Here is a 23,728-nt window from a genome sequence, read left to right on the forward strand (position 1 = left end):
AATCATCAAAATCGTGGCCTCGGGATTGGCGGCGCGGCTGTTCGATACCGTGATCGGCAGCTGACAGTCCCCGCGGCTTGGAGGTCATGAACGTGCAGCGCGTCGGCCTTACGTCTCTCGACGGTGTCCAGCTCGATGCTGCACTTCACCGTGCACCGGACAACGCGCGAGGCGCCGTCGTCCTGGCGCACGGCATCACCGTCGACCTGAACGAGGGCGGGATGTTCGTGCGGCTCGCCGACCAGCTTGCGGCAAACGGCTTCGACGCGCTCCGGTTCAGCTACCGCGGTCACGGCGAGAGCGGTGGTACCCAAGCCGGTGTCACGATCGCCGGCGAAGTGCTCGACCTCCAAGCCGCCCTCGAGTATGCCCGGCAAGAACTACCAGGCCCGCTGCTGATCATCGCGGCGAGCTTCGGCGCGGTGTCCACCGCGGTGTCGCTGCCGTGGCTCCGAGTTGATGTCGAGCGTGTCGTCTTGTGGAACCCGGTCCTCGATCTACGGCGGACGTTCGTCGAGCCGGAGCTGCCGTGGGGGACCGACAACTTCAATCGTGACCAGCAAAGGTTCTTGCAGGAAAACGGCTTTCTCTTGATCGACGGCGAGTTCAAGCTCGGGCGTGTCATGTTCGACGAGTTCAACCGGTATCAACCGGCTGAGGACTTCGTCCGTGACACGCGCCCGGCCTTGGTGGTTCACGGTGACCAGGACAGCTATGTCTCGTACGACGTGGCGCGCGATGCCGCGGCCTCCCGCGCGAACTGCGACTTCCACACCATCGTGGGTTCGGACCACGGGTTCGACTCGCGTCACCGTGAGGACGAGGCGATCAAGTTGACGGTCGACTGGATCGTCCGCGGAAAGCGGGGCGAGGCGTGAACATCGAGTCCCTCTACGCCCCGGTCACGATCGGCGCGACTTCCGTGGTGGGGATGCACTGCACGCTCGGCTACCCCAAGGAAGCGCGGATCCGTGATGAGCAGAAGTTGCCCGGTTCGCCGCTTGTAGGCGCTCGCGTGGTCGTCGGCGAGCGGTGTCAGCTCGCGAACCAGGTCGTGCTCTACGAGGGCGTGAGCGTCGGGGACGACTGCGTGCTCGAGGATCGCGTCCGCGTCGGCTACGACAGCACAGTGGGTGCTGGGACCCGGATCGTTTACGGCGCGTTCGTCTGTGACCGTGTCACGATCGGCGCGAATGCTGTTGTGGCTGGGTTTGTCTGCGACGGCACCCGCATTGGTGATCGCTCCACTGTGATGGGCGAGTTGGTGCACGAGTACACGCGACCGCACCAGGACTGGTGGGAGGTCGACGAGGAGCCACCGATCATCGAGGCTGACACGGTGGTCGGATTCGGTGCTCGTGTCGTCGGGGGAGTCCGGATCGGCCCCCGCAGCTACGTGGCCGCTGGCGCTGTCGTCACGAAGGACGTGCCCGCGGAGCACGTCGTGACCGGCGTGAACCTGCAGACGCCCGCGGAGGGCTGGTCCGGTGAGCGTTTGCAGAGCCTGATCGCGCATTGGCGAGTGCAGGCAAGCAGAAGGCCCTAGGGGTCGACGAAGTCCGTGTCCTCGGTGTCGCTGCCGGCCTCGTCCTTCGGGCGTTGGCGCACGAGCGGAGGTTCGAAGGCCAGCGCGGCGAGCTGCTTCGGGAAGCGAGCCCGCAGGTCTGCTCTCGGGTGGTCGATGTACAGCGCGGGCAGGAACTCGTCCACCGGCACGATCGCGTGCTCCAGCTCGGCGGCCAGCAGCAGGTCGAGCGCATTTCTGGTCACCAGGTAGCCGAACGTGCAGTGGCTGTAGCCGGGGACCACGAAGCCCGGGCGAGCGTCGTGGCTGGGTTCGAGTGGGAATCGCCCGAGGTAGAGAAGGTCGAAGTGGAGTTCGTTCCGAGCGAGGTCCTCAAGGCCGTCGAGCAGTCCGGCGAGGAAGTTGTCCGGCAGCACGGCGTCGTCCTCCAGGACAACCGTGTAGGGCTCGGTGCCGTGTAGTAGGGCGTCGCGCCAACATGCGAGGTGGGCGAGTGAGCAGCCGACCTCACCGTACTTCAGCGGCCTGTTCCACCACTCGTTGTCCGACTCGATCTGCCACGGGAACAGCTTGTAACCCGAAGCCTCGAGGCCTGTCTGTGTGAGCTTCCGGCCGTCGAACAGGTCAGCCCAGTCTGATGCGAAGGTGACGGGCAGTTCGGGAGGAAGCGAGCGCTGGATCCAGGCACGGCGATCTTGACGGCGCGGAAGGTTGATGACGTAGCAGCGCAGATCAGAAAGAGTGATCATGACGCGGAGCGGGTCGTCGCGGGGTAGCGGTCAGTGTTGTCGACGATGGCGGTGAACGGCTTGCTCGCGGTACGGGTCAGCACCAGCAGAGGCTCAGAAGTGCTGAGATCGGTCACATCGGTCAGGCCGCCCATCCGGCGTGTCTCGGTCACCAGGACGAAGTCGTCCTGACCGACGAGGTTGGTGATGTACCCGACGCTGCGCAGTCCGCGGTCGGCCTCCAGCAAGCAGCGGGCCGCGCCGAGGACACCGAGGGTGAGGCAGCCACCGAACAGGAACACCGTCGTGCCGTTGCCGAGCGTGAGACGGGTGAGAACTGCGAGGTCCTGCAACAGCTCCTGCTTCGCGGTCCAGTGTGGACTGATCGTCAGCTCCAGCTCCGGCACGACCAGCGGGTCGTCCTCGCCGAGCGGGTGCGGCTCGAAGTGGAACGGAAGCATGGGGAGGAACTCCCGGAACTTGGCGTTCCAAGGCGGACCGCCGACCACGCAGAGCACGTCAGCCTGTGTGTCGTAGTACTCCGACGGCGCGAAGTCGCGGACGACGACATCCGGGCTCAGCTGGGTGAACCGGGTGCGGAGGTAGATCAGCGTGTCGAGGTCGGCGAACTTCGCGTAGCGCAGGTAGTTGCGATCCGACGGGTCGGCGTACTCAGGACGTTCTGCCGCTGGGATCTCGGAGCAGACGATGTCGACGCGTGCGCCTGCCCTCAAACCCCAGAAGTCGGTCAGGTCCTCCACTGTCGCGTCGCTGGCAGGCGCTCCAGCCTGTCCTGAGCCAGCAGGCGGCGTGTGGGTCGCCAGCAGTACGTAGATCAGCGTCTCCAGGGCCTGGTCAGCGTGCCTTCGCACCGTCTTCGCCGCGCACCCCAGCTTCTGCGCCAGTGACTCCTGCCGCTCCGTCAGTGTGGGGTGCTGATGTTCGGCATCGAGATTGAAGTCGACCTCGACGTGTGCGCGCTGATCTGCGGACAGCTGGGCCACGCCGCGCTGAAGCACTGCCACGAGATGGCGGGCCTCATCCGCGGATCCGGCGAGGACCCCGCTCGACTCGCTGAGGTGGGCACGAACCTCAGGTGTCAGGGCGGTGAGCACGGAGGTCGGCCGAGCGAGGGCGAGGCCTTTGCGCAGGCGGATCAAGCTCTCGCGCAGGGAGGCTGCGGACAGTGACTGGGCGGGCACCACGTGTCCAGAATATGTCCAGGTGGCCAGGTCGCTGACCAGCAACACGGGTACCACGTGGCCTAGTGGATCACCAGCGCCGACGAGATCCTCAATCACGCAGGGCGAGCACGACCTGGAGAAAGGAACCTCGTATGACCGCAATCGCTGTCGGCCTCCGCGATCCCCGCACCCTGGTCTCGACGGAGGTCTGGGACCGCCTGATCAAGCTGATCATGCGCGACCACGACATGGACCACGAGCTGGCCGAGCGCACGTTCGGACAGACCCTGGCCTACCTGGTCACGGCCGCCGAGAACCCAGACACCCCGATGGGCCCGACGCCGGCCGTCGACCTCGGCGTGCACTCGTTCGTGCTGGACACCCCGCGCTACATCGACTTCTGCCAGCAGTACGCCGGCACCTACCTGCACCACATCCCGCACCTGGCAGAGGAACGCGGCTCCCAGCCGATGGTGTTGCATGGCACGATCCAAGCGATCCGCACCGCCGGCTTCCCGTTGGACACGGAGCTGTGGGAGGCCCAGGACGTCGACTGCCACCAGTGCTACGCCTGCTGCCACAACAGCCCGAAGAAGTAGCCGAACGCGCGCACCACGAGGAAGAACACGAGTGATCACGCCAGCTCTTGCCTGGGAACGGTTCGCCACCAAGGCAAAGCCCCGTCGCACCGTCAACGCCGCGGGTGCGACGACATGGCTGAACTGGACCCAGTACCCGGATCATGGCCCCGACGAGACGATCCTCGGAGCTCTCCGCCGCAAGCGGGTCCTGGAACTGGGCTCCGGCTCAGGCTGCAACCTCGCCCACCTCGCGACGCTCGGCGCCCGCTGCACCGGCGTGGACATCGCCCCGTCTCGCGAAGCGGCCGCCGAGCAGAGGTGGGGCCGCGGACCTGAGCTGGAGTTCGTCACGCAGGACGTGGTGGACTTCCTGCAGGAGTCGGCTGACGACTTCGACGTCGTCATCTCGATCTTCGGAGCCACCTGGTTCACGGACCCCGCGGTGCTCCTGCCGCTCGTCCGGAAGCGGCTCGCTCCGGGCGGCATGTTGGTGTTCTCCCACAACGACGAACTCGACGACGGTGCGCAGCCCGACCGCGCGATCAGGAAGTGGAACTTCTCGGGACAGCAGTGGGCCGAGATGTTGTTCATCGCAGGCTTCGCCACTGCCAGTTCCGAGATCATTCCCCCGCCGAAGCCCGACCTTCCAGGCACCTTGCTCGTCAGGGGCACAGTTCCGAAGTGAAGACGAAGCGTGGTGCTCAGAGGATGTACCACCGTGAGGCCGAGTTCCGGCCCAGCTGAGCGATTCGGCGGTGGACCTCCGCTGCCTGGGGAGTTCCTCGTGCCGACTTCCTGGCGTTCGTGGTGATCATCCTCAGCTCTCGCAGGTCCTTGAAGACCTCGTAACCCGACCACTCTCGCACGTCTCGTCCATACAGCCGGCAGAACTGCTGGTATTCCTCCGGGGCGAACCCGAACCGCCGGCAGTGGACCTCGATGGTCACGAGATCCCATTCCACCGGGCCGAAGACAGCGCTCTCCCAGTCGCACAGGACTGCTGCCTGAGTGTCGTTGTCCCACAACGTGTTCCGGTGCTGAGGGTCACCGTGGATCAGGCGGGGAGCACTCGTCTCCACGAAACTCAGACGATCGCGCACGTCGGTGAAGAACTCTTCCAGCAGGATCCGCTCGTCGTCAGAGAGGATGGTGCTGGCTTCGATCGAGTGTCGGATCATTCCGAGCGCGTCGAGCTCGGGCAGCTCAAGCGGCACGTTTTTAGCGCTGTGCAAAGACAAGAGCGGTTCTGCGATGTCGGCTGCGGAGATCGCTTGGTCCTGCGGGAGGTACCGCCACAACGTGACCGCGCAGCCTGCCAAACGCATCGGCTGCTCGATGTCGAGCAGTGGAACGGTGGGCACGTTTTGCTCAGTCAGCCACCGCACCAACCTGACGACGTCCTCAGTGTGTTTGATACCGGGACGCACGACCTTGACGACTACGGGCGCGGTGGCGAGCTGGTACACCGCGTTCGTCTGGTGTCTGAGCAGCACCATGCCTGCGGGGTCGAGACCTGCTCGACGGCATGCCTCGACTGCGACGAGCTTCGTGCGGTCCGGACTGAAGGTGAACTCGGTGAGGTGCGTCAGCTCGTGGCCGGCCACCGCCATCAGGTTCCACTCTTCGGGGCGACGAGTTCGCGCAGTTCGCTGACCGCGGGACGTTCCCAGCGCTGTGTGGGAATCGCCTGCACCACATCGGTCGCCCGCTTGAGGACGATGCGAGTGCGGTGATCTGCGGGCAGGTCGAGCAGAGTGCCGACCGCGAGGGCGCAGGCGTCGTCGATGTCGCCGTCGATGGCCTCGCCGACTGCCTGGTCGAGCCTGATGAGCGCAGGGTCGATGACGAGCGTCGGGTCGCTGCGATAGCGCTCAAGCGCCTGTTGCTGGACGTGGTGTGCGCGATCGAACTCGCCGAGGTAGGTGAGCGTGCCGGACAGGTACAACAGCAGCCGCTTGTCGTTGAACTCGAAGGCGGCGTCGGTCGAAGGTTCGTCCAGCCGGTCGACGAGGCGCTGCGCCGTGGTCATTGCGCGCTCAGCCCCTTCGGCATCGCCGAGTCGTGCAAGGGCGCGGCCTTCCGCCGCCGCTGCGAGGGCGTTGGCGCTGCAAACCGCGCTACCGGCCAGCGCTTGTGCCTCCTGCGCCAGGGAAATGGTGCGCTGCAGCCGCCCGTAGTAGTACGGCAGCATGGCCTCCTGCGCACGGACTTGTGCCTGCAGAAGGCCGTTGGTGGTGTCGTCCGCGGCGAGACGGGCGGTGCCGTACCAGTAGCGCGCTCGGTCGATCTCGCCGAGCTTCATCAGCGCGTCGGCACTCAGCAGACCGAGTACGGCTGTCGCTGTGGACAGTCGCTCCTGCACCCTGGCGGGCTGCCTCTCGTCCGCGAGCTGCTGCACTTCGAGGAGATCTGGCATCAGCTCATCGAGAACCTCGGCCGGCGGGGTGTGGGTGTAGCTGTCGATCCGGTCGCCGACCCGTTCCTCGATCAGCTCCAGTCGCTTCATCGAACCGAGTCCTTTCGAGAGCGTCTGGTCGACGAGCAGGCGAGTCTGGTCCAGTCGTCCGAGGAGATCACCCTCAGCCGCGGATCGCGCCGGCCAGATGATCGAGAGTGCTGCCGGCGCCGTCTGATCGAGCAGCTCGTCGAGTTCTGGGAGGGAGAGCTGGAGCGCTTCTGCGAGCTTGAGTCGCTGCGCTGCTTGAGGGGTTTGCCCCCTGCGCCAGCGCGAGACAGTCGAGCGGTCCACACCAAGCACTGCCGCCAGCGAATCGATCGTGTAGCCAGTGCGTTTGCACGCTTCGACGAACATGTCGCGTCTGGGGCTCATCGACGTACCTCCCCGGTCATCTCCACCCTACGGTAGTCGATGCCTGTTCTTGCAGGTCAAGGGTGATATGCCCACAAAACGCACACGCTCTGCGACGTGTTTGCGCACTTGATGCTCTGTTCGAAGTAAGGCCGTCCCACTTTGCTGGAAATTGCATGTGACGGTGAATGAACACGCGCTGTTGTGCATGCGAACCAACGAAGGCGGGTGGTGGACGTGACGGTTGCCGTTGTTGTGAACCTGACGCTGCCGCAAGCCACTGTCCTGGCCACAGCGGCCGTGCTTGTTACCTCGGCGCTGGACTGCAAGGAAGCCAACGCCGCGGACCAAGGGCTCCTCGCATTTCGAGCTGCCGTGCAATTTGCCTTGTCGAACTACTCCGGTGACGCCGTTGCCGACGAACCCGAAGTGGCAGCGGAGCAGTCACTTCGGGCGAGCTAGGCGGAAGGGGATCGGTGATGGGCAACCTGGTGTTGTTCGCTGAGCTGCGTCAACGACTTGATGATCACCTCGACCTCTTGTCGCGCGTTGCTGTTGACGGCGATGCGACGTCCGTCCTGCCGATCATGAGGCGGGAGGTGCCGGGCTTGGTGGCCGCACTGCGTGAGCTCGTCGACGAACATCAGCCCGATGAGAACGGCAGCTGCGGAAAGTGCCGCAGCGGGCCGTTCTGGCGGAGGGTGCCGGCGCCGTGCCGAATGCTGATCAAGGTGCACGTGGCGCTCGGAGCAGCGAGCGCGACGACACGCGACCGCACGTGCTGGAGCGCTCGGCGACACAGGCTTCACCAGTCCCCCGAGGACTGAATCTCGCCTTCTTCACTCTCTTCGCACAACACAGGGAACTCGGCTATGCCAAAGAGGATCTCCACTGCCCGCGGCCGCGAGTTCGGCGATGGAATGCGCAAGGCCATCGCGAACTCCGGGATGAGCGCACGCGAACTCGCCGATCTGTTCGGCTGGGACGACGCCAAGATCTCCCACACCTTGACCGGCCGAGGAGGCGTCAGCCTGCTTGAGGTTGCGATGGTGCTCGGGGCCTGCCGGGAGAGTGCCAACGAGCGCGACCGTCTACTCGACCTCTTTCCCGCACGAGACTTGTCGGGTTGGTGGCAGGTGCATGGCGAGTGCATGCCTGTGCGGTCACACACAGCCTTCACCAACCTCGCGGCAGCCGAAACTCTGATCGGCTGGCACACGCACGCGGTACCGGTTCTCCTCCGGACAGCTGAGTACATGCGAGAGCTGTTGGTCGCGTCCGCCACCGTGCCGGCTGACGAGGTGGAGGAGCGGTTGTGTGCGATGCAGGAGATGCAGCAGCTGCTCGGAAACGATCTTGAGAGCACCTTCTACATCCACGAGCTTGCGCTTGATCTTCAAGTTGGCGGACGAGAAGCGCACATCGGCCAGCTGCAGCACCTCATGTTCATGGCGAACTGGACGAGGATCAGGATCCTGGTCGTACCTGCGGCGGCTGGGGCGCACGCGGGTGTCGCAGGGCCTTTCACGCAGCTGAAGTTCCCCAAGTACGAGCCGCTGGTCTTGGTGGAGACCGAGAACTCCAGCCTCTTCGTCGAGGCGAAGGAGGCCGTTGGGGGCTACGACGCTGTGGTCTGCGCACTCGACAGGGTCAGTCTGGACGAGGACAAGTCGCTCGAGCTGATCTCTCGCCGGTGCGTGCGCCTCCAAGAAGTTCGCGAGGAGGAAGGGGCTGCCGAGTTGGACACGCGCGATGTCTTTCCGCCGCAGTAGATAGGGCGCCCAGTTGGAACCGAGTACGGAAGTGAGCCAAGTGATGACTGAGGTTGGAACACATGTGTTGGAAGCTGCCGCAGTGAAGGCCGTGGCTGCACAGCTGACCGAGGCGATCGAGAAAGGCCGCCTTCAGGATCGCGGTTTGTGGCGTGCGGTCCAGGATGAGGTCGACCGGCGGGCGGGCTTCGGGCCTAGGTACCTTCCTTCGTCATCGGCTCTCATGATCCTCGCGGCGCTCGTCGTTGGTGGAACCGCTGGGTTTCTTTGGGCAGCCACGTCGCGGAACTGGGTGGAGTGCGCCATCTTCGTCGTCCTCGTGACTCTCGGGATCTTTCTCCTCGACCATGTGCGGTTGATGCAGCGGAGAGAAGACGCCCTCAAAGCCGGACTGTACGTGTCCGCAACAAGTCAGAACGAGTCCACACAGGACGACAGCAGGTCGTGAGATCGCAAGCTCGTCATGCCTAAAGACTTTCGGGCCACGGCCCTTGAACGAGCTGTCGGGCGGAAGCTGGCCGGATGGCGCAACACACTTGATCTCAGCCTCACCGAGGCCGGCGGGCGTGTGGGTTTCAGCAGCGCCAAGTTGTCCATGATGGAGAACGCGATGCAGCCTTCTGCACCGGTCGACATCATGGCGTTGGGATATGTCTACAAGGTGCCGACACCCGAGTGGCAGCTCGTGGTGTCCCAGTCCGAGCACGCGGCGCAGCTCAGAGCTGTCGCACACCCGGAGCCGGAGATCTTCGATCCGGCGGTGGACTTTCCTCATCTCGTCGCTGACGCAACGCTGCTGCGAACGTTCACCACGGACGCGGTACCCAGCGTGTTCCAGCTCGTCGGCTACACGGATGCAGCGACTCAGGCGGACGATCCGCTGAAGGCCTCGGTGACGGCTCGCGTGCGGGAGTCATGGGCATCGCGGTCGGACGGCAGCGATCCACTGGCGGTCGAGGCGGTGTTCCCGGAGGCGGTGCTGCGGCAGGTCGTCGGTGGGCCGCGAGTGATGAAGGCGCAGCTGCTTCGCCTCATGGAGGTGAGTGAACAGCCGAACGTGAGCCTTCGGATCGTGCCGGAGGCTCGTCCAGCGATGGGTTGCCCGTTCATCTGGCTGACCTTCCCGCACCGCCAGCACGACGACGTCGTCTACCTCGAGACGTTCCTGCGGTGCGAGTACGTGGAGGAAGCCGCCAAGATCGAGCAGGTAGCGCACAGGTTTGCGGCGTTGCGGGACCAAGCGCTTGCCGACGGCGAGTCGATGGAACTCATCGCGGAAGCAGCTTCCACTTTGTGAGGTACCGTAGAGCAGACTAAGGAATTCACTCGACCGCATGAATCAAGTGCGGCTTCACCGAGGTCTTGGAGAAGCTCCAAGCGGCGGACCCTCGTCGGAGTTAGTGTGCCTGAGCAGGCCAATCTTCGACCGGGGGGACGGAGCGATGGCGGCTGACTGGCTGCTTGTCGAGACATTTGGTGGGGTTCAGCGCGAGCCGACGGTGCTTGCGGCTGGGAGCAATCCGAAGAACATGGTGTCGATTCGCTCTGTTCTCGGCCGTGGTCCTTTCCTGCTCGACGTCCTGGGCGTGATCGCGCGCGTGGTCGAGAGCGGCGTGTCGGTTGAAGCTCGAACGACGATCGGCCGACGCCGGGTGATCGCGCACCCGTTGCTCGCGTACGGCGGCCTGGTTCACGGCGTCCACGTGTGGGTTGGGCCGCTGGACGAGGATCCGCCCGCGCGTGACCCCGCGGGCGCCTGGCACATCAACCTCACCCGGCACGTCAGCAGCAGGTCTGACGATCTGCTGAGGCTCTACGGGACGAGAGCGGACAAGTGGCGGAACGAGCACGACCTGGCTGAGCTCTTCGCCTACCAGCGGCTCACGACGAACGCGGACGAGGCCAAGGCGCTGGCGCTCATCGTGAACGCGAGAGAGGGCGCCGAGCACCTGGCGACGTGGACCGTGAACCGGGACGACGGTGAGCGGCGTGCGGTGCATTTCGCGTGCCGCTGCGTCGAGGTGAAGACTCCCGGTGGCCGGGTTGAGCTCATCGTCCGCGGAATCACGCACGACATCGGCCCGGCGGAGAGCGTGCCGGCCGCGCCACCGCCGACGCCGGTCCTGCTCGCCCAGCAGATCCTCGCCGCGGAGGCGACAGCCGGACGCTGGCGGGCGATCGTCGACTTGCGCACGATGAGGCTGTTGAAGTGGCTCGACAGCCCGATGCCGGGAGTTGCTTGGACGCTCGGTGCCCCGCATCGTCCCGCTGTTCACCGCGAGGATCTGCGCAGCGCCGTGGGTTTGTCGAAGGAACTCGAGTCGAGTGGCCGGGCCGGCGGCGTTCTGCGGCTTCGCGCGGACGACGGGAGCTGGATGAAGGTGGCCGTTTCCGCGGCGCTCATGGCGTTGGATCAACACACCACCGCAGCGCTCGTCACCCTCACCCTGCCCTGAACGTGGGAAGGTCGACCCAGTTGCCGGCCGCGGGGAAGGTGCTGGATCTTGGACTGCTTCGAGGGCAGGGTCGCGGTGATCACCGGAGCAGGGGCGGGCATCGGCCGGGCGTTGGCGACTGAGCTCGCGCGCCGAGGGGCCCGTCTCTCGTTGCTCGATCGCGATGAGAGTGCCCTGGGCGAGACCGCCCGACGCTGCGAAGCGCTCGGAGCGCAAGTCCTCGAGCGGGTCGTCGACGTGAGCGACTGGGACGAGGTGCAGGCTGCCGCGGCTGCTGCCAACTCCGAGCTGGGCGGCGTCGACTCCGTGTTCGCGGCAGCCGGCATCATCCACCGCGGCAGCCTGCTCGACTCCGATGTCGCGGACATCGACCGCGTCATGGCGGTCAACTGGCGAGGGCTGATGTACACCGTCAAGGCGCATCTACCAGCCCTCGTCGACTCGAAGGACGGCCGGATCGTGACGTTCTCGAGCGCGTACGGCCTGGTGGCGATGCCGAAGTACACCGCGTACAACTCGTCGAAGTTCGCAGTCCGCGGCCTCAGCGAATCGCTGCGCCAGGAGCTTGCAGGTAGCGGGGTGTCGGTGACGTGCGTCTTCCCTGGAGGGGTTCGGACATCGATCGTCCGCAACGGCAGCTTCGCGGTCGCCGAGAACCGTGACGCCGTGATCCGGGGCTTCGAGAAGCGCGTCGCGCGCACCGAACCGGAAGAGGCCGCGGCGATCGTCCTAGGTGGAGCTGAACGTCGCCGGGCGCGGGTCTTCGTTGGCGCTGATGCACGTCTGGTGGCTGTGCTGGCTCGCGTTGTAGGCGGCCACTACCAGGATCTGGTTCCGGCGATGGGGCGGTTGCTCGGACGTCTTCGAGGGCGGTCTGCACGGCGATAACCCGGATCGGTGATACCGGTTGACGTGACCGGCGTCACTGCTTACGGTGGGCCAATCGGAGTATTCCGATTGGGTTGGCTTTGTCGCTATCGAGCTGATCCCTGAAACGCAGACATGAGGCAGCCATGGGCTGGCCTCGAACGCGATCGGGGATCGACATGTCTCGGCGACAGTCCGCTACCAGCAACCACCTTCAGCCGCTTCGCAGCGTCCTGCTGCGCTCATCGGCGTTGATCACTCCCTTCGGTCTCTCAACTGCTGGAGGGCGTGATGATCACGTTGTCCTACAGCCTGCTCGGCGTGGTTTCGGGGCCGTTGGTGATGCTCGCCGGCTTCTCGATAGCGCAGCGCGAACCGATGTCCTGGCGGCTCTTCGCTTCCGTCGGCTGGGCCACTTCCCTTGCAGCAAGCCCTTTTCTGGGCTTCGTGCTGACGTACGCGGCGCTGGCAGTGCCGCAGTCCGCTGGTTTGGTTGCCTGGCTGGTGATTGTCGGCTCGACGCTTGCGCTCGTCGATTGGACGTGTCACCTGTTGCCGCACCGAGTCGTCGGCACGTTGCTCGTAGGTGGCTTGGCACAGATCAGCTTGACCGCTCTTGTCCTGCGCGACTTCGAGCCGCTGCTTCGGGCTGCGGTTGCCGCAGCCGCGGTGTTCTCGGCCGGACTGCTTGTTTACCTGAGGCTCGGCGCCGATCTGGGGTTCGGCGACGTCACGCTTGCCACTGCACTGGCACTGCATCTCGGGTGGCGTGGCTGGTCGTATGTCTTCTTAGGACTGACGGCGGGCCTGCTGGTTGCCTGGGCGGCCATACGGACCTTGTTCGTCGTGAGGCGGATCGGTCATCGCGATCCCGTTGCTCTTGGCCCTGCACTGCTGGCCGGAGCTGTCTACGCGATGTTGCAAGCCTGACGGAGGTCGCGTGATGTGCCTGCCGCTTCCGGAACCCGATCCTGTCATCGCCTACGAGGCTCCGCGAGCGCTGCACCGCGCCGTCGCCCTGTTCGTGTTGATCACTCAGCTGATGCTCGCCGAAGTACTTCGCCCGGAAGTCACGTTCACTCCGGGCGCGCCGGTCGAGGTGGCCCCTTTGCCCCCACGCGGGGCCACCTCGGCACCAACGTTCATCTTCCCGGGTTGGAGGCCGCGATGAAGAAGACCACGACGCTGTTGGTTGTCGGAGGCGCACTCGTAGCGGCGAGTGCATGCGATCAGGGGTCTGCACCGAGCAGTTCGTCCACCACGACCACTTCCGCCGTCCGGACCGCAGACTCGGCTCGCACCAGCGCTGTCAGCGCCTATCGGAGGATGTGGGAGGGCTTTGCCAACGCGGGCAACACCTCGGATCCGGACTCGCCGCTGCTAGTACAGAACGCTGCTGGTGCGGCACTGGAGAAGCTGAAACGGAGTCTGAGTTCAGACAGGCAGAAGGGCTTGGTGAGCAAGGGAAAACCAGTTCTCGACCCGAAGGCGTCGGAGGCAGAACCTGCTGAGGACCCGACGCGAGTCGTGATCACCGATTGCGGTGACTCGACGAACTGGCTCAAGTACCGCAAGGACACCGATCTGTTGGCAGACGACGTGCCGGGCGGTCGGCGACTCATCAAAGCCGCGGTCGACAGGCAGCCGGACGGCACGTGGAAGGTCTCCGACTACGCGGTCCACGAGATCGGGAGTTGTTGAGCGATGCGACGACGAACCGTTCTTGTGACCGTTGCGGCAGCGAGTCTCCTCGTCGTAGCTCCTCCTGCGTCAGGAGATGATGCCTGGGGCGTGACCACTTGCGTTCAGGAGTCGTCTCCGTGGTGCCAGGTCTTGGCTGGAAAGCGCCCGGATGGTTCGACGAGCCACGGCCAGCGCCCGGTCGACGGCAAGGATCAGAACGGCGACAGCGACGGGACCTTCGGTTGCCGGTACGTGCCGGCTGGACCAGGACCTGGCCAGGAGACGCCGAAGGAGTCCGGCGGGTGGTTCTTGCTCTTGTGTTCGCCCGATGGGAAGGATCCGGACTCTCGTGGCCCGATCTGGGTCCCTGCAGGTGCCGACACGGCACCTCCGCTCACACCTGAACAGGTGGCGCAGATGGCGCGCAACCGGCTACGGCTGCCGGCGCCGAGGATCCAGGCGAATCCGGCTGGAGACCAGCTGGTCAACCTGCCCACCTGGATGTGGCTGGATCCCAGCAGTTGGAGCGACGTCTCGGCTACGGCGGCCGTGCCCGGTGTGTCGGTGACAGCTATCGCGCGGCCCACGTCTGCAAGCTGGTCGATGGGCGACGGCAGTTCGGTCACATGCACCGGTTCGGGCACGCCGTTCCCGGTGGGTGCCGACCCGAAGAGCGCCTCACCTGACTGCGGGCACACCTACAGGTCCTCGTCGGCCGGACGTCCCGCTGAGGCTTTTCCAGTGACCGTAACAGTGAAGTGGACTGTCACCTGGTCCGGCGCTGGACAGGGCGGGACGTTCCCGAACCTGACGACCAATGCCTCGGCTCCGTTCCGAGTGGCCGAGAGCCAGGGGATCACGACCGGTTGACCACGCAAACCCCGCCTCGCTAGGCGATCTGCTCACCAACAACCGCTAGTCCAAGGCACGTCGAACGCCTGAGCCGACGTGTCGCGATGAAGGCATGCCCAAAGGGGGCCTGTGATGACCACGACCAACACCAAAGCACCGTCCGCCACCTCAACGTGGATCGCACGTGACGGCAAGCCGCCGAAGCGCTGGAGCAACCGTCGACGCCGACTACCGCACCTGCTGCTGGGGCTCGTGCTGATCCCTGCTTGCGGTGTGGGAGGAGCGGTTCTGGCGACCCAGCTGGGCGAGCGGGAGAGCGTCCTTGCCCTCGCTCGCCCCGTCGCTGCCGGTCAGGTTCTGGTAGCTCAGGACCTTCGCCCGATCGCGGTGGCCATGGACTCGGAGGTGGACGTTGTCGTCGCATCGGCTGCGTCAACGGCTGTCGGGCAGCCTGTTGCTTTCAGCCTTCCCGAAGGCACCCTTGTGACGCGGTCGGTGCTCGGCGCTCCTCAGGTCCCCGAACAGGGCAAGGCGATCGCCGCGGTCGGCCTCAAGCCGGGGCAGTTTCCTCCTGACCTGTCGGCAGGCACGACGGTTGCCGTGTTTCTGGCTCCGGCACAAGGGATCCCGGACCTGGGGCCGAAGTCCTGGACCGCGGTGGTGCTCGGCGTCTTCGGGCGCGAGACCGAGCAGACCACGGTCGTGTCCTTGCGAATGTCCGAATCGGACGGTCGTGCGTTGTCGTCGGCACCGGCGGGCCACGTGAGCCTGCTCGCGATCGCAGGAGGGAACCGCTGATGCTCATCGCCATCTGCTCTCTGAAAGCTTCTCCAGGCGTCACCACCCTCGCGTTGGCACTCGGTGCGCGGTGGCCAGGACCTGAGGTTCCGATTGTCGTCGAGGCCGACCCCGCGGGGGGAGACCTCATGACCCGGTTCCGGCTGAGCCCGGAGTTGACCCTGGTCCGCCTGGCCGCGTCCACCCGCGTTCGCGGCAACTCCAGCGCTGACCAGCTGGCGCTCCACGCGCAGTTCCTCCCGGACGGTCTACGCGTGCTGCCTGGCGCGGTCGAGGCGGAGCAAGCGCGTGCCGCGCTGAGTTTGTTGGCGCTCGGTGGATCGTCGCCGTTGCGCCGAGCCGGCGACCGCGCAGACACAGTGGTCCTCGCCGACTGCGGGCGGGTGGAACCGGACTCCCCGGCGTTGTCGATCATCCGCAGCGCGGACGCGATGGTGCTTCTCGCGCGTCCGCGTGACGACGAGCTCGCGCACGTCGCCCTCAAGCTCCCGGCGGCTCAGCGCTGGTCGCCACGTCCTTGTTTCGTCCTGGTCGGACAGGGCCACAGCGCGGCTTACGTCGCGCAGGAGCTGCGCGTGCCGGTCATGGCGCACATCCCGCAGGACGTGAGGGGCGCTGACGCGCTGTGTGGCCGTGGCGGCACTCGCAGCGGGCCGAACAGGTCTGCGTTGGGACGAGCAACGGCGAAGTTCGCACTCAGCCTCCGCGCGAGTGTGAGCGTCAGGTCGCAACTGATCGACGGGGTGGCGTCATGACACTGTCGAGCCTGAACGGCAGCAGCTTGGCCGGCCCGGCCGAACTGCCACACCGAGCCGGTGGCGAAGCAGCAGCGGCTGATCGGCTGCGCCAGCACCTGCGCAGCTCCCTATCCGAACAGCTCGGTCAGCGCATTCGCGGTGACGAGGTGGCTGGACGGCCACCTATGAGTGCACTGGACCGCAAGCGTTTCGCGGAAGCCATCCTCACCGACGCTGCCGAGGCGCACGCTCGTGCGGAGCTCCACAACACCGGGGCCGGTGGGATGCTGGTGACACCGGACGTCGAGCAGCGCCTGGTCAAGCAGGTGCTCGACGAGGTCTTCGGCTTGGCGGGCCTGGAGCCGCTGCTGGCGGACCCCGAGATCGAGAACATCAACATCAACGGCGAGCGCGTCTTCGTCAGGTGCGCCGACGGCAGCCGCAAGCGCTTGCCGCCGGTGGTCGGCTCCGACAGCGAGCTGATCGAGCTGATCCGCGACCTGGCGACCCGGTCCGGTGTGGAGGAACGCAGGTTCGACCGCGGCTCGCCGATCGTGAACTTCCAGCTGCCTGACGGGGAGCGGGTGTCCGCGGTCATGGCGGTGACCTCGCGACCGTCGGTCTCGATCCGCCGCCACCGGTTCGCCAAGGTGGACCTGGCTCAGCTCCGTGAGCTCGGGACCCTCGACCTCGCGCTGGAGAGCCTTCTGCGCGCCCTCGTGCGGGCCAGGCGCAACATCCTGGTCACCGGCGGCACGTCGATCGGCAAGACCACGATGCTTCGCGGGCTGGCCTCGGCCATCCCGTCGTGGGAGCGGCTCGTCACGATCGAGGACGTCTTCGAGCTCGGCCTGAACGAGGACGCCGACCTGCATCCAGACGTCGTGTCGTTGCAGGCTCGTGAGCCGAACATCGAAGGCCAGGGTGGGATCTCTATGTCGGACCTGGTCTGGCAGTCGCTGCGGATGAGTCCCGACCGGGTCATCGTCGGCGAGGTCCGAGGCCCCGAGGTCATCCCGCTGACCAACGCGATGTCCATGGGCAACGACGGCTCGATGGGCACCCTGCACTCCAGTTCCAGCCAGGGCGCGTTCACCAAGCTCGCCGCCTACGCCGTCCAGGGTTCCGAACGGTTGCCGATCGAGGCGACCAACTTGCTCGTCGCCTCGGCACTGCACTTCGTGGTGCACTTGGACAAGCCCCGGGACGACGATGGCAAGCGTGTCGTGTCGTCCGTGCGGGAGGTGGTCGGCGCCGAGGGTTCGCAGATCATCAGCAACGAGTGCTGGCGCCCCGGTCCGGACAAGCGCGCGGTCCCGGCGGCGCCACTGCGAACCGGCACCGTCGAGCTGCTGGCCGATGCGGGCTACGACCCGGAACTTTGCGACCGGCGCGATGGCTGGTGGACGTCATGACTACCACAACGACGCTTCTCGGCCTGCTCGGCGCCGGCGTGGCTGCTGGCGTACTGCTCGTCATCGTGGGCTTGCGCGGGAAGCCCGATGACGGGGCAACACCGCGTCCACGAGCCGTGCGTGCGTTGCGCCTCAACCAGAAGACCATGGGGCGCCTCGTCGTGGCGCTGGTCGTGGGCACTGGGATCGGCATGTTCACGGGCTGGGTTGTGGGCGCGGTTCTGAGCGTGGCCGCGGTGCTCGGTCTTCCGCGGATCTTGGGATCGAACGTCGACGACCAGCGGCAACTCGACCGCATCGAGGCGATCGCCGGCTGGACGGAGATGCTGCGCGACACGCTCGTGGCCGCGGCTGGTCTGGAGCAGGCCATCCTCGCCACCGCCTCCACCTGTCCTGAGCCGATCCGGAGCGAGATCACCGAGCTCGCGGTGAAGCTGGAACGTGGTGATCGCCTCGCCCCAGGGCTCCGTGAGCTCGCCGAGCAGCTGCACGACACCACTGCGGACCTGGTCGTCTCCGCGCTCGTGCTGGCCTCCGACCACCAGGCCCGGCAGCTTGCGGACCTGCTCGGCGAACTCGCCGTCGAGGCGCGAGAGCAGGCGACGATGCGGATGCGCGTGGACGCCGGTCGCGCTCGCAGCCGGACCAGCGTGCGGGTCATCGTGATCACCACCCTGTTGTTCGCGACCGGCCTCGTGGTGTTCAACCGCGACTACCTCAGCCCGTTCGACTCCGCGATCGGTCAGCTCGTGCTGCTGCTCGTCGGCGCGCTGTTCGCCGTTGCATTCGCGTGGCTGACGAGGATCTCGCGGTTCCGTGAGCCGGAGCGGCTTCTTACTGGCAAAGGAGCAACGACGTGATCATCATGGCGCTCTGGGGAGTGGGACTCGGGTTCGGACTGTGGATGCTCGCGACCTATGCGTTCCCGCCAAGGCCATCGTTGAGTGCTCTGGTCGACCAGCTACAGGCTGAGCCTGCACCGGCTCCCATCCTCACCACCAGCTCGGAAGGCTGGGCGTTGGGTGTGGGTAAGCCTTTCGTGAACGCTCTGTCCTCACTCGGCCTGCCAGGTAAGGGACTTCGGGCCGATCTGGCTGTCGTCGGCAAGAACGTCGATGATCACTTAGCGGAGAAGGCGGTTCTCGCGCTGACCGGCATGCTGTTGCCGTCGCTCGTGCACTTGGTGCTCGCGGTCGCCGATGTTGGTCTCGGCTGGCCGATTCCGCTCGTAGCCGGCGTCTTGCTGGCCGCAGGAGGCTTCTTCCTACCGGACGTCCACGTGCGCAGGGAGGCTGAGCAACGCCGTTCGACGTTCCGGCACGCGTTGTCCGCTTACCTCAACCTGCTCCGCGTTCTGCTCGCGGGAGGAGCCGGAGTCGACGGTGCGCTGAACGTCGCGGTAGGCGTCGGTAAAGGCTGGGCGTTCGACCAGCTTCGCCACGCGCTGAGGACCGCGAAGCTCACGCGAACCACGCCCTGGTCCGCATTCCGCCGCCTCGGCGCCGAGCTCGGTGTGCAGCCGCTGACCGAGCTCGCCGCCTCGGTGAGCCTTGCCGGCACTGAAGGTGCTCGTGTTCGCGCCAGCCTCGCCGCGAAAGCCGCCGCGCTCCGCACACGGGAACTCGCCTTCGTCGAGGGCGAGGCACAGGCGGCAACGGAACGGATGAGCGTGCCGGTGGTCGTGCTGTGTGCAGGGTTCTTGATCTTCATCGGTTTCCCGGCAGTCGCAAACGTGCTCGGCGGACTCTGAAGGTCCCGAGCCACGAATCAAGGCAGTAAGGAGAGGTCGATGTTCATCGAGATTCAGATCCTCGTCTGCTACTTCCAGGCCGGTCTGGCGAAGGCCCGTCGCGACGAGCGCGGCTACTCGACCGAGTTCGTCGTCGGCACCGCATTGCTGGTGTCCGCGGCGATCGCGGTCGTGGCGATCATCGTCGCCAAGGTCATCCAGAAGGCGAACAGCATCGAGTTGTAGGTGATGACCATGCTTCAGCTCATCCGTCGGATCCGCCGCGACCAAAGAGGAAGCAGCACAGCCGAGCTGACCGTTGCCGCGCCGCTGTTGTTCTTGCTGTTCCTGCTGATCGCACAGTTCGCGCTGTACATGCACGCGGCTCACATCGCACAAGCTGCTGCGGCACAAGCTTTGTCTGCGGCTCGTGTCGCGGGTGGAAACGCTGAATCCGGCACGGCGGCCGGACAGCAGTTGCTGGCGCAGCTCGGCGGCGGACCTCTACGCGAGACCTCGGTGTCCGCGCAACGCGGTCCCGACCGAGCATCCGTTCAGATCCGGGGGAAGGCGGTCAGCGTGATTCCGTTCGTGTCCCTTGCGGTTCGAGCCGAAGCTGTGGGCCCCGTCGAGAAGCTCACTCCGGCGGTGTCGCCGTGAAACCGACCAGCGACCTCCGAGGTTCGGGCCGCCAGGCGCTGGCCCGGCTGCGAGACGAGCGAGGTTCTGCCGCGGCGGAGCTGGCTCTGGGTGCGCCGGTGCTGGTGCTCTTGCTGCTGTTCGTGGTGCTGTGCGGTCGGTTGGCGACCACGCAGATTCAGGTCAACGATGCGGCACACCAGGCGGTTCGTGCGGCAACGCTGACTCGGACACCGGCTCAGGCCACCTCCTCCGCGCGCGAGACCGCAGCCGCCGCACTTGCCGCTGCCAGCGTCACGTGCCGGTCGTTGGCCGTGTCCATCGACTCAGCCGGATTCCGACCCGGCTCGACGGTGACCGCGACCATTTCGTGCACGATCGACCTCCGGGACCTGTCCGGGCTCGGTGTGCCCGCGAGCCGCACCTTCAGCTGCAGCTTCTCCTCGGTCGTGGACACCTGGCGAGGAGCAACGCCATGAGGCCGCGCGCGCGGCTTTGCCAACAAGGCCAACGACTGCGCGACGACCAGCACGGTCAGGTTACCGCGTACGTGGTCGTCACAGCGGTTGCCGCCCTGTTGTTTGGCGGGCTCGCACTTGATGGCGGATTTGCGCTCGCAGCAAAGGTTCGCGCCGTTGGGCAAGCACAGGAAGCCGCGAGAGCAGGAGCTCAGGAAATCGATCTGGCCGCCTACCGGGCCGACGGAACTCTGCGGCTCGCGTCAAACCGAGCCGTCACCGCCGCCCACAATCACCTTGCTGCCTCGCAGCACTCCGGGGCGGTCTCGGTCACCGGCAACACCGTCACCGTGACCGTGACGATCCAGCAACGCACACAGCTTCTCGGCCTGGTCGCGGTCGACACGATCACGGTAACCGGTCGCGGCGAAGCACAGCCGCAGCGCGGAATCTCGTAGCAGGAAGGAAATTCGGAGATGGCAACAACTTACGACATCGCGCGCCGCGTCGAGGAAGCCGACTCCGCGCGCAGCGCAAGGCGAACGAAGGGCGCTCAGCTCGTCGGAGAACTCGCGCAGGAGCGAACCGCAGTCGTCCAACGACTTGCTGACATCGATCAGCAGATCGGCGACGCCATCGTCGACTACAGCGACGTGATCAGCGTTGACGAACTGGCTGCGTTCACCGAGACCGCACCGGCTGATCTCACGCAGATCCTCAACGCGCGCAAGCCGAACCGAGGACGGCGCAAGCGGCGAACAACCAGCTCACCGCGGAGCACCGCCGAGCAAACGGACTCTGTCGCAGTACCAGAAACAGGGACGCCATGAGCCGGGGTTCAAGGCGCACGGGAAGGTCAGCCCTGCTCGCCGGTCTCCGCGTGGCGCGAGGACTACTGGCTCTCGTCGCCCTGACTATGTTGGTGGCCGGTCTTCCTTGGGCACTGACACACTTTGTGGGCTGGCCGCTACCTGCCACCATCCCGACCTGGGACGAAGTGCAGCTGACACTGCTCAACCCCATGGGCGGCCAGTTCTTCGTCGATCTGCTGGCAGTCGTCTGCTGGATCGCCTGGTTCTGCTTCGTCCTGGCCGTCCTGCGCTCCGCGCTCGACGGGGTCCGCGGCATCACTTGGTCGGTATCCCGCACCCGAGGCCCACTGCAGGCGCTCGCCACCGCTCTCGTCGGTGCTGTCGTCCTGACCCTCCTGACCAACCGGGCGCTCGCCACCACAGCCACCGCAGCACCGGACGCACACCTCCCTGAGTCGGGGTCCGTCACGGTGGTTGCACCTTCTGTGCCCGGTCCTGTCGAGAAACCAGACACCGCGCCCCCTGTGATCGGATTGGTGATCGATCGCGCCGCACCTGCTCCGCCCGGTCTCGTGCGGGTCGTCGACGAAGTCCGGCTGCCGCACAACGGGATCTACGACAGCTTGTGGCGAGTCGCCGAACGCATCCACGGACCAGGCGGCGGAGATCGGTGGCCTGAACTATTCCGGCTCAACCGCGGCGTCGAACAGCCGGACGGGCGATCCCTTGTGAACCCCGACCTCGTGCGGCCTGGATGGAAGATCGCCGCATACGTGCCAGAGCCGACACCGGACCGGCCATTGACCAACGTGGTCCCGCCTGTGACACCAGAAACCACAGCGACATCCGCTCCGGCGGAGCAGATCGACGACACGCCCGATGATCAACCGGCGGTGGGGGTGGACCTCGTGACCGGCGCGTACGTCAGCGCCGGCTTGGCAGCGGCGGTATCGGCCCTGCTGCTGAGGGCCCAAGTACGGCGCCGACGTCGGTACCGGCTCGGCAGCGGCGACCGGTCAGACCTCCGACCGCAGGCCGCACCCGCAGTTCGCGCGTTGCGCGTCGCTCATCAGAACGAGCCGGAGAAGCTTCGCGACGACATCGAGCTCGTTGAGCTGGGTCCGATCCGACCTGACCTTCGGCTGACCGAGGTGGGCGCGCTGGAGCCCGACAACGGGCCACCACGAGTGCCCGCGGTGGCCGGAGCAAGGCGAGGAAACGAGTTCGCCCTGAACCTCGCCAGCACGCGTGGCCTCGGACTCACGGGCCCTGGCGCCGCAGCGGCAGTTCGAGCGCTCCTATTGCACGTCCTGGCGACGCAACGTGCGCCGGAGGGCCTTCGCGTACTCGTGACCGCCCACGACCTCCACCTGCTCTTCGACGGACTCGAGGCCCAGGATCTGCCGAAGGCCGTACATGTAGTCGCCTCGCTCGAGGCCGCGCTGGACGAAATGGAGATGTTGCTGCTCACGCGCGCACGCCAGGCCGGAGACGGACCCCGGCCCGCTCCGGTCGGAGTGGTTCTGGTTGCACGCCCCGTCGGACACGCCGAGCGACGGCTTCAGTCCGTGCTCGACAACGGATCCACGCTCGGTCTGGCCGGCGTACTCCTCGGCCAGTGGCGGCCAGGAGCGACGGTCATCGTCCGTGCCGACGGCACCGTGAGCGCGACCAGCCCTGGTCCCGGAGACGAACTCGCCGATGCACGGCTTTTCAACCTGCCCGCCTCGGACGCCGCCGACCTGCTCACCGTGCTCCGTGAGGCTGAAGCCGACCCTGGCCCGGAACCAGCTCTACCTGAACCTCGTACGAGCGCGGCGGAAGCCGAGAGCAGCGCCACGATGTCCCTCCTGGCGCGACCTCGCCTGGTCGTGAAGGTGTTCGGCCAGTTCCAACTCGCTCTCGCGCAGCCAGGTTCCGAGGGGCGTGAGCTCAATGGCTTGCTCACCCCGAAGCACCGCGAGGTCCTCGTCCACCTCGCGCTGCACCCGCAAGGCGTGCGACGAGAGGCCTTGAACGAAGCGGTGTGGCCGGACAGCAGACCGCCACGCCCGTACAACTCCTTCCACAACGCACTGTCCGTGCTGCGCCGTCTACTCGCGGAGGCCACCAACGGGACGTTGACCGACCTCGTCCTGAGCGAAGACGGCCGCTACCGGCTGAACGACGAGCTTGCCGACGTGGACCTCTGGGAGTTCAACCGGGCTCTCCGGCAGGCGCGGCACGCCGGGGAAGACCGAAAGACCCAGCTGCAGAAGGCCGTCGACCTCTATGCGGGAGACCTCGCTGAAGACCTTCTTACGTCGTGGCTCGAGCCGTTCCGAGAGTCGGCGCGGCGCGACGTGCTGGACGCGCTTGCCGCGCTGATCCGCGAGCACGGCGAAACAGAACCTGAGACCGAGCTCGTGCTGCTTGAGCAAGCCCGCAAGCTCGATCAGTTCAACGAAGGCGTCTACCGCGACATCATGCGCGTCCAAGCCCGACTGGGACAGCACACCGCGGTGCCTCGAACGTTCGCGCTGCTGACCGCCACGCTCGGCGAGATCGACGAAGAACCCAGCGCCGAGACGCGTCAGCTGGCCGAGCTCGCCCGGCGGCGAGGCGCTGGACCGCGGCTCGCTCCGGCGGATCACGCCGCAGCGTCTTGAGCTGCCGGCGCCCTCAGATTTCCTGCGGTACCAAC

General features: G+C 66.2%; 28 protein-coding genes. 24 read left to right on the forward strand and 4 right to left on the reverse strand.

The window, feature by feature from the left end; translation table 11 throughout:
- Window positions 1–92: 92 nt before the first annotated feature.
- Both AB0M24_RS08295 and AB0M24_RS08300 read left to right on the forward strand, forming a co-directional pair.
- Window positions 93–878: an alpha/beta fold hydrolase gene (locus tag AB0M24_RS08295; protein ID WP_363762595.1), complete on the forward strand. Its 786-nt coding sequence runs from the start codon at window positions 93–95 to the stop codon at window positions 876–878.
- Window positions 875–1,546 carry a DapH/DapD/GlmU-related protein gene (locus AB0M24_RS08300; protein WP_363762598.1) on the forward strand — a complete coding sequence of 224 codons (672 nt, stop codon included), beginning with the start codon at window positions 875–877 and terminating at the stop codon, window positions 1,544–1,546. Before AB0M24_RS08295 ends, AB0M24_RS08300 begins: the two co-directional genes overlap by 4 nt.
- Here the strand turns inward: AB0M24_RS08300 and AB0M24_RS08305 are convergent.
- Together AB0M24_RS08305 and AB0M24_RS08310 are read right to left on the reverse strand one after the other, a co-directional pair.
- Entirely contained in the window at window positions 1,543–2,274 is a 732-nt protein-coding gene (locus tag AB0M24_RS08305) for a glycosyltransferase family 25 protein (RefSeq protein ID WP_363762600.1), read from the reverse strand. The two genes, AB0M24_RS08300 and AB0M24_RS08305, sit on opposite strands and share 4 nt — an antisense overlap.
- A complete protein-coding gene (locus tag AB0M24_RS08310) occupies window positions 2,271–3,512 on the reverse strand; it encodes a hypothetical protein (protein ID WP_363762603.1) in 1,242 nt (413 codons plus the stop codon). The genes AB0M24_RS08305 and AB0M24_RS08310 overlap by 4 nt, the downstream gene beginning before the upstream one ends.
- 77 nt (window positions 3,513–3,589) lie before the next feature.
- Between AB0M24_RS08310 and AB0M24_RS08315 the strand changes: the two genes are divergently transcribed.
- Entirely contained in the window at window positions 3,590–4,036 is a 447-nt protein-coding gene (locus tag AB0M24_RS08315) for a hypothetical protein (protein ID WP_363762606.1), read from the forward strand.
- A gap of 31 nt (window positions 4,037–4,067) precedes the next feature.
- Complete coding sequence (locus tag AB0M24_RS08320; protein WP_363762609.1) at window positions 4,068–4,703, forward strand: class I SAM-dependent methyltransferase; 636 nt, start codon at window positions 4,068–4,070, stop codon at window positions 4,701–4,703.
- 16 nt (window positions 4,704–4,719) lie between these two features.
- Here AB0M24_RS08320 and AB0M24_RS08325 read toward each other — a convergent pair whose 3' ends face one another.
- Together AB0M24_RS08325 and AB0M24_RS08330 are read right to left on the reverse strand one after the other, a co-directional pair.
- Window positions 4,720–5,628 carry an aminoglycoside phosphotransferase family protein gene (locus AB0M24_RS08325; RefSeq protein ID WP_363762612.1) on the reverse strand — a complete coding sequence of 303 codons (909 nt, stop codon included), beginning with the start codon at window positions 5,626–5,628 and terminating at the stop codon, window positions 4,720–4,722.
- On the reverse strand, window positions 5,628–6,830 hold the full coding sequence (locus AB0M24_RS08330) for a helix-turn-helix domain-containing protein (RefSeq protein WP_363762615.1): 1,203 nt from the start codon (window positions 6,828–6,830) through the stop codon (window positions 5,628–5,630). Before AB0M24_RS08330 ends, AB0M24_RS08325 begins: the two co-directional genes overlap by 1 nt.
- A 234-nt stretch (window positions 6,831–7,064) precedes the next feature.
- Between AB0M24_RS08330 and AB0M24_RS08335 the strand changes: the two genes are divergently transcribed.
- From AB0M24_RS08335 to AB0M24_RS08430, 20 genes are all read left to right on the forward strand, one after another.
- The gene (locus tag AB0M24_RS08335) at window positions 7,065–7,289 is read left to right on the forward strand and encodes a hypothetical protein (protein WP_363762618.1); all 225 of its coding nucleotides are present in this window, start codon (window positions 7,065–7,067) and stop codon (window positions 7,287–7,289) included.
- Window positions 7,290–7,306: 17 nt separating this feature from the next.
- Window positions 7,307–7,654: a hypothetical protein gene (locus tag AB0M24_RS08340; RefSeq protein ID WP_363762621.1), complete on the forward strand. Its 348-nt coding sequence runs from the start codon at window positions 7,307–7,309 to the stop codon at window positions 7,652–7,654.
- A 93-nt stretch (window positions 7,655–7,747) separates the two neighbouring features.
- Window positions 7,748–8,599 (forward strand): DUF5753 domain-containing protein, encoded by an 852-nt coding sequence (locus tag AB0M24_RS08345; RefSeq protein WP_363762624.1) that lies wholly within the window; start codon window positions 7,748–7,750, stop codon window positions 8,597–8,599.
- A gap of 43 nt (window positions 8,600–8,642) precedes the next feature.
- Entirely contained in the window at window positions 8,643–9,047 is a 405-nt protein-coding gene (locus tag AB0M24_RS08350; protein ID WP_363762627.1) for a hypothetical protein, read from the forward strand.
- A gap of 162 nt (window positions 9,048–9,209) precedes the next feature.
- On the forward strand, window positions 9,210–9,896 hold the full coding sequence (locus AB0M24_RS08355) for a DUF5753 domain-containing protein (RefSeq protein WP_363762630.1): 687 nt from the start codon (window positions 9,210–9,212) through the stop codon (window positions 9,894–9,896).
- A gap of 145 nt (window positions 9,897–10,041) precedes the next feature.
- Window positions 10,042–11,055 carry a GAF domain-containing protein gene (locus AB0M24_RS08360; protein WP_363762633.1) on the forward strand — a complete coding sequence of 338 codons (1,014 nt, stop codon included), beginning with the start codon at window positions 10,042–10,044 and terminating at the stop codon, window positions 11,053–11,055.
- A 48-nt stretch (window positions 11,056–11,103) separates the two neighbouring features.
- The gene (locus AB0M24_RS08365) at window positions 11,104–11,943 is read left to right on the forward strand and encodes an SDR family oxidoreductase (RefSeq protein WP_363762636.1); all 840 of its coding nucleotides are present in this window, start codon (window positions 11,104–11,106) and stop codon (window positions 11,941–11,943) included.
- A gap of 270 nt (window positions 11,944–12,213) precedes the next feature.
- A complete protein-coding gene (locus AB0M24_RS08370) occupies window positions 12,214–12,852 on the forward strand; it encodes a prepilin peptidase (RefSeq protein WP_363762639.1) in 639 nt (212 codons plus the stop codon).
- A 525-nt stretch (window positions 12,853–13,377) separates the two neighbouring features.
- On the forward strand, window positions 13,378–13,623 hold the full coding sequence (locus AB0M24_RS08375) for a hypothetical protein (protein WP_363762642.1): 246 nt from the start codon (window positions 13,378–13,380) through the stop codon (window positions 13,621–13,623).
- Between the two features lie 966 nt (window positions 13,624–14,589).
- Window positions 14,590–15,255: an SAF domain-containing protein gene (locus AB0M24_RS08380; RefSeq protein ID WP_363762645.1), complete on the forward strand. Its 666-nt coding sequence runs from the start codon at window positions 14,590–14,592 to the stop codon at window positions 15,253–15,255.
- Window positions 15,256–15,383: 128 nt separating this feature from the next.
- On the forward strand, window positions 15,384–16,010 hold the full coding sequence (locus AB0M24_RS08385; protein ID WP_363762648.1) for a chromosome partitioning protein: 627 nt from the start codon (window positions 15,384–15,386) through the stop codon (window positions 16,008–16,010).
- Entirely contained in the window at window positions 16,007–17,407 is a 1,401-nt protein-coding gene (locus AB0M24_RS08390; protein ID WP_363762651.1) for an ATPase, T2SS/T4P/T4SS family, read from the forward strand. The genes AB0M24_RS08385 and AB0M24_RS08390 overlap by 4 nt, the downstream gene beginning before the upstream one ends.
- The gene (locus AB0M24_RS08395) at window positions 17,404–18,267 is read left to right on the forward strand and encodes a pilus assembly protein TadB (RefSeq protein WP_363762654.1); all 864 of its coding nucleotides are present in this window, start codon (window positions 17,404–17,406) and stop codon (window positions 18,265–18,267) included. The genes AB0M24_RS08390 and AB0M24_RS08395 overlap by 4 nt, the downstream gene beginning before the upstream one ends.
- Before the next feature lie 5 nt (window positions 18,268–18,272).
- The gene (locus tag AB0M24_RS08400; RefSeq protein WP_363763063.1) at window positions 18,273–19,157 is read left to right on the forward strand and encodes a type II secretion system F family protein; all 885 of its coding nucleotides are present in this window, start codon (window positions 18,273–18,275) and stop codon (window positions 19,155–19,157) included.
- A gap of 39 nt (window positions 19,158–19,196) precedes the next feature.
- Window positions 19,197–19,382: a hypothetical protein gene (locus AB0M24_RS08405; RefSeq protein WP_363762657.1), complete on the forward strand. Its 186-nt coding sequence runs from the start codon at window positions 19,197–19,199 to the stop codon at window positions 19,380–19,382.
- Between the two features lie 9 nt (window positions 19,383–19,391).
- A complete protein-coding gene (locus AB0M24_RS08410) occupies window positions 19,392–19,796 on the forward strand; it encodes a TadE/TadG family type IV pilus assembly protein (RefSeq protein WP_363762660.1) in 405 nt (134 codons plus the stop codon).
- The gene (locus AB0M24_RS08415) at window positions 19,793–20,254 is read left to right on the forward strand and encodes a TadE/TadG family type IV pilus assembly protein (protein WP_363762663.1); all 462 of its coding nucleotides are present in this window, start codon (window positions 19,793–19,795) and stop codon (window positions 20,252–20,254) included. The genes AB0M24_RS08410 and AB0M24_RS08415 overlap by 4 nt, the downstream gene beginning before the upstream one ends.
- On the forward strand, window positions 20,251–20,691 hold the full coding sequence (locus tag AB0M24_RS08420; protein WP_363762666.1) for a pilus assembly protein TadG-related protein: 441 nt from the start codon (window positions 20,251–20,253) through the stop codon (window positions 20,689–20,691). Before AB0M24_RS08415 ends, AB0M24_RS08420 begins: the two co-directional genes overlap by 4 nt.
- An 18-nt stretch (window positions 20,692–20,709) precedes the next feature.
- Window positions 20,710–21,063: a hypothetical protein gene (locus AB0M24_RS08425; RefSeq protein ID WP_363762669.1), complete on the forward strand. Its 354-nt coding sequence runs from the start codon at window positions 20,710–20,712 to the stop codon at window positions 21,061–21,063.
- Window positions 21,064–21,230: 167 nt separating this feature from the next.
- A complete protein-coding gene (locus tag AB0M24_RS08430) occupies window positions 21,231–23,693 on the forward strand; it encodes a hypothetical protein (RefSeq protein ID WP_363762672.1) in 2,463 nt (820 codons plus the stop codon).
- The last annotated feature ends 35 nt before the right edge of the window (window positions 23,694–23,728 follow it).

The organism is Lentzea sp. NPDC051838 (assembly GCF_040681245.1).
Lineage (GTDB): Bacteria > Actinomycetota > Actinomycetes > Mycobacteriales > Pseudonocardiaceae > Lentzea.

Bases quoted from the DNA above. Each gene is read 5' to 3' on its own strand.
- AB0M24_RS08360 (WP_363762633.1), top strand. From the start codon at position 10,042: ATGGCGGCTGACTGGCTGCTTGTCGAGACATTTGGTGGGGTTCAGCGC.
- AB0M24_RS08370 (WP_363762639.1), top strand. From the start codon at position 12,214: ATGATCACGTTGTCCTACAGCCTGCTCGGCGTGGTTTCGGGGCCGTTG.
- AB0M24_RS08425 (WP_363762669.1), top strand. From the start codon at position 20,710: ATGGCAACAACTTACGACATCGCGCGCCGCGTCGAGGAAGCCGACTCC.
- AB0M24_RS08380 (WP_363762645.1), top strand. From the start codon at position 14,590: ATGACCACGACCAACACCAAAGCACCGTCCGCCACCTCAACGTGGATC.
- AB0M24_RS08325 (WP_363762612.1), bottom strand. From the start codon at position 5,628: ATGGCGGTGGCCGGCCACGAGCTGACGCACCTCACCGAGTTCACCTTC.
- AB0M24_RS08355 (WP_363762630.1), top strand. From the start codon at position 9,210: ATGCAGCCTTCTGCACCGGTCGACATCATGGCGTTGGGATATGTCTAC.
- AB0M24_RS08350 (WP_363762627.1), top strand. From the start codon at position 8,643: ATGACTGAGGTTGGAACACATGTGTTGGAAGCTGCCGCAGTGAAGGCC.
- AB0M24_RS08405 (WP_363762657.1), top strand. From the start codon at position 19,197: ATGTTCATCGAGATTCAGATCCTCGTCTGCTACTTCCAGGCCGGTCTG.
- AB0M24_RS08305 (WP_363762600.1), bottom strand. From the start codon at position 2,274: ATGATCACTCTTTCTGATCTGCGCTGCTACGTCATCAACCTTCCGCGC.
- AB0M24_RS08340 (WP_363762621.1), top strand. From the start codon at position 7,307: ATGGGCAACCTGGTGTTGTTCGCTGAGCTGCGTCAACGACTTGATGAT.
- AB0M24_RS08330 (WP_363762615.1), bottom strand. From the start codon at position 6,830: ATGTTCGTCGAAGCGTGCAAACGCACTGGCTACACGATCGATTCGCTG.
- AB0M24_RS08395 (WP_363762654.1), top strand. From the start codon at position 17,404: ATGACTACCACAACGACGCTTCTCGGCCTGCTCGGCGCCGGCGTGGCT.
- AB0M24_RS08410 (WP_363762660.1), top strand. From the start codon at position 19,392: ATGCTTCAGCTCATCCGTCGGATCCGCCGCGACCAAAGAGGAAGCAGC.
- AB0M24_RS08345 (WP_363762624.1), top strand. From the start codon at position 7,748: ATGCGCAAGGCCATCGCGAACTCCGGGATGAGCGCACGCGAACTCGCC.
- AB0M24_RS08400 (WP_363763063.1), top strand. From the start codon at position 18,273: ATGGCGCTCTGGGGAGTGGGACTCGGGTTCGGACTGTGGATGCTCGCG.
- AB0M24_RS08390 (WP_363762651.1), top strand. From the start codon at position 16,007: ATGACACTGTCGAGCCTGAACGGCAGCAGCTTGGCCGGCCCGGCCGAA.
- AB0M24_RS08385 (WP_363762648.1), top strand. From the start codon at position 15,384: ATGACCCGGTTCCGGCTGAGCCCGGAGTTGACCCTGGTCCGCCTGGCC.
- AB0M24_RS08420 (WP_363762666.1), top strand. From the start codon at position 20,251: ATGAGGCCGCGCGCGCGGCTTTGCCAACAAGGCCAACGACTGCGCGAC.
- AB0M24_RS08315 (WP_363762606.1), top strand. From the start codon at position 3,590: ATGACCGCAATCGCTGTCGGCCTCCGCGATCCCCGCACCCTGGTCTCG.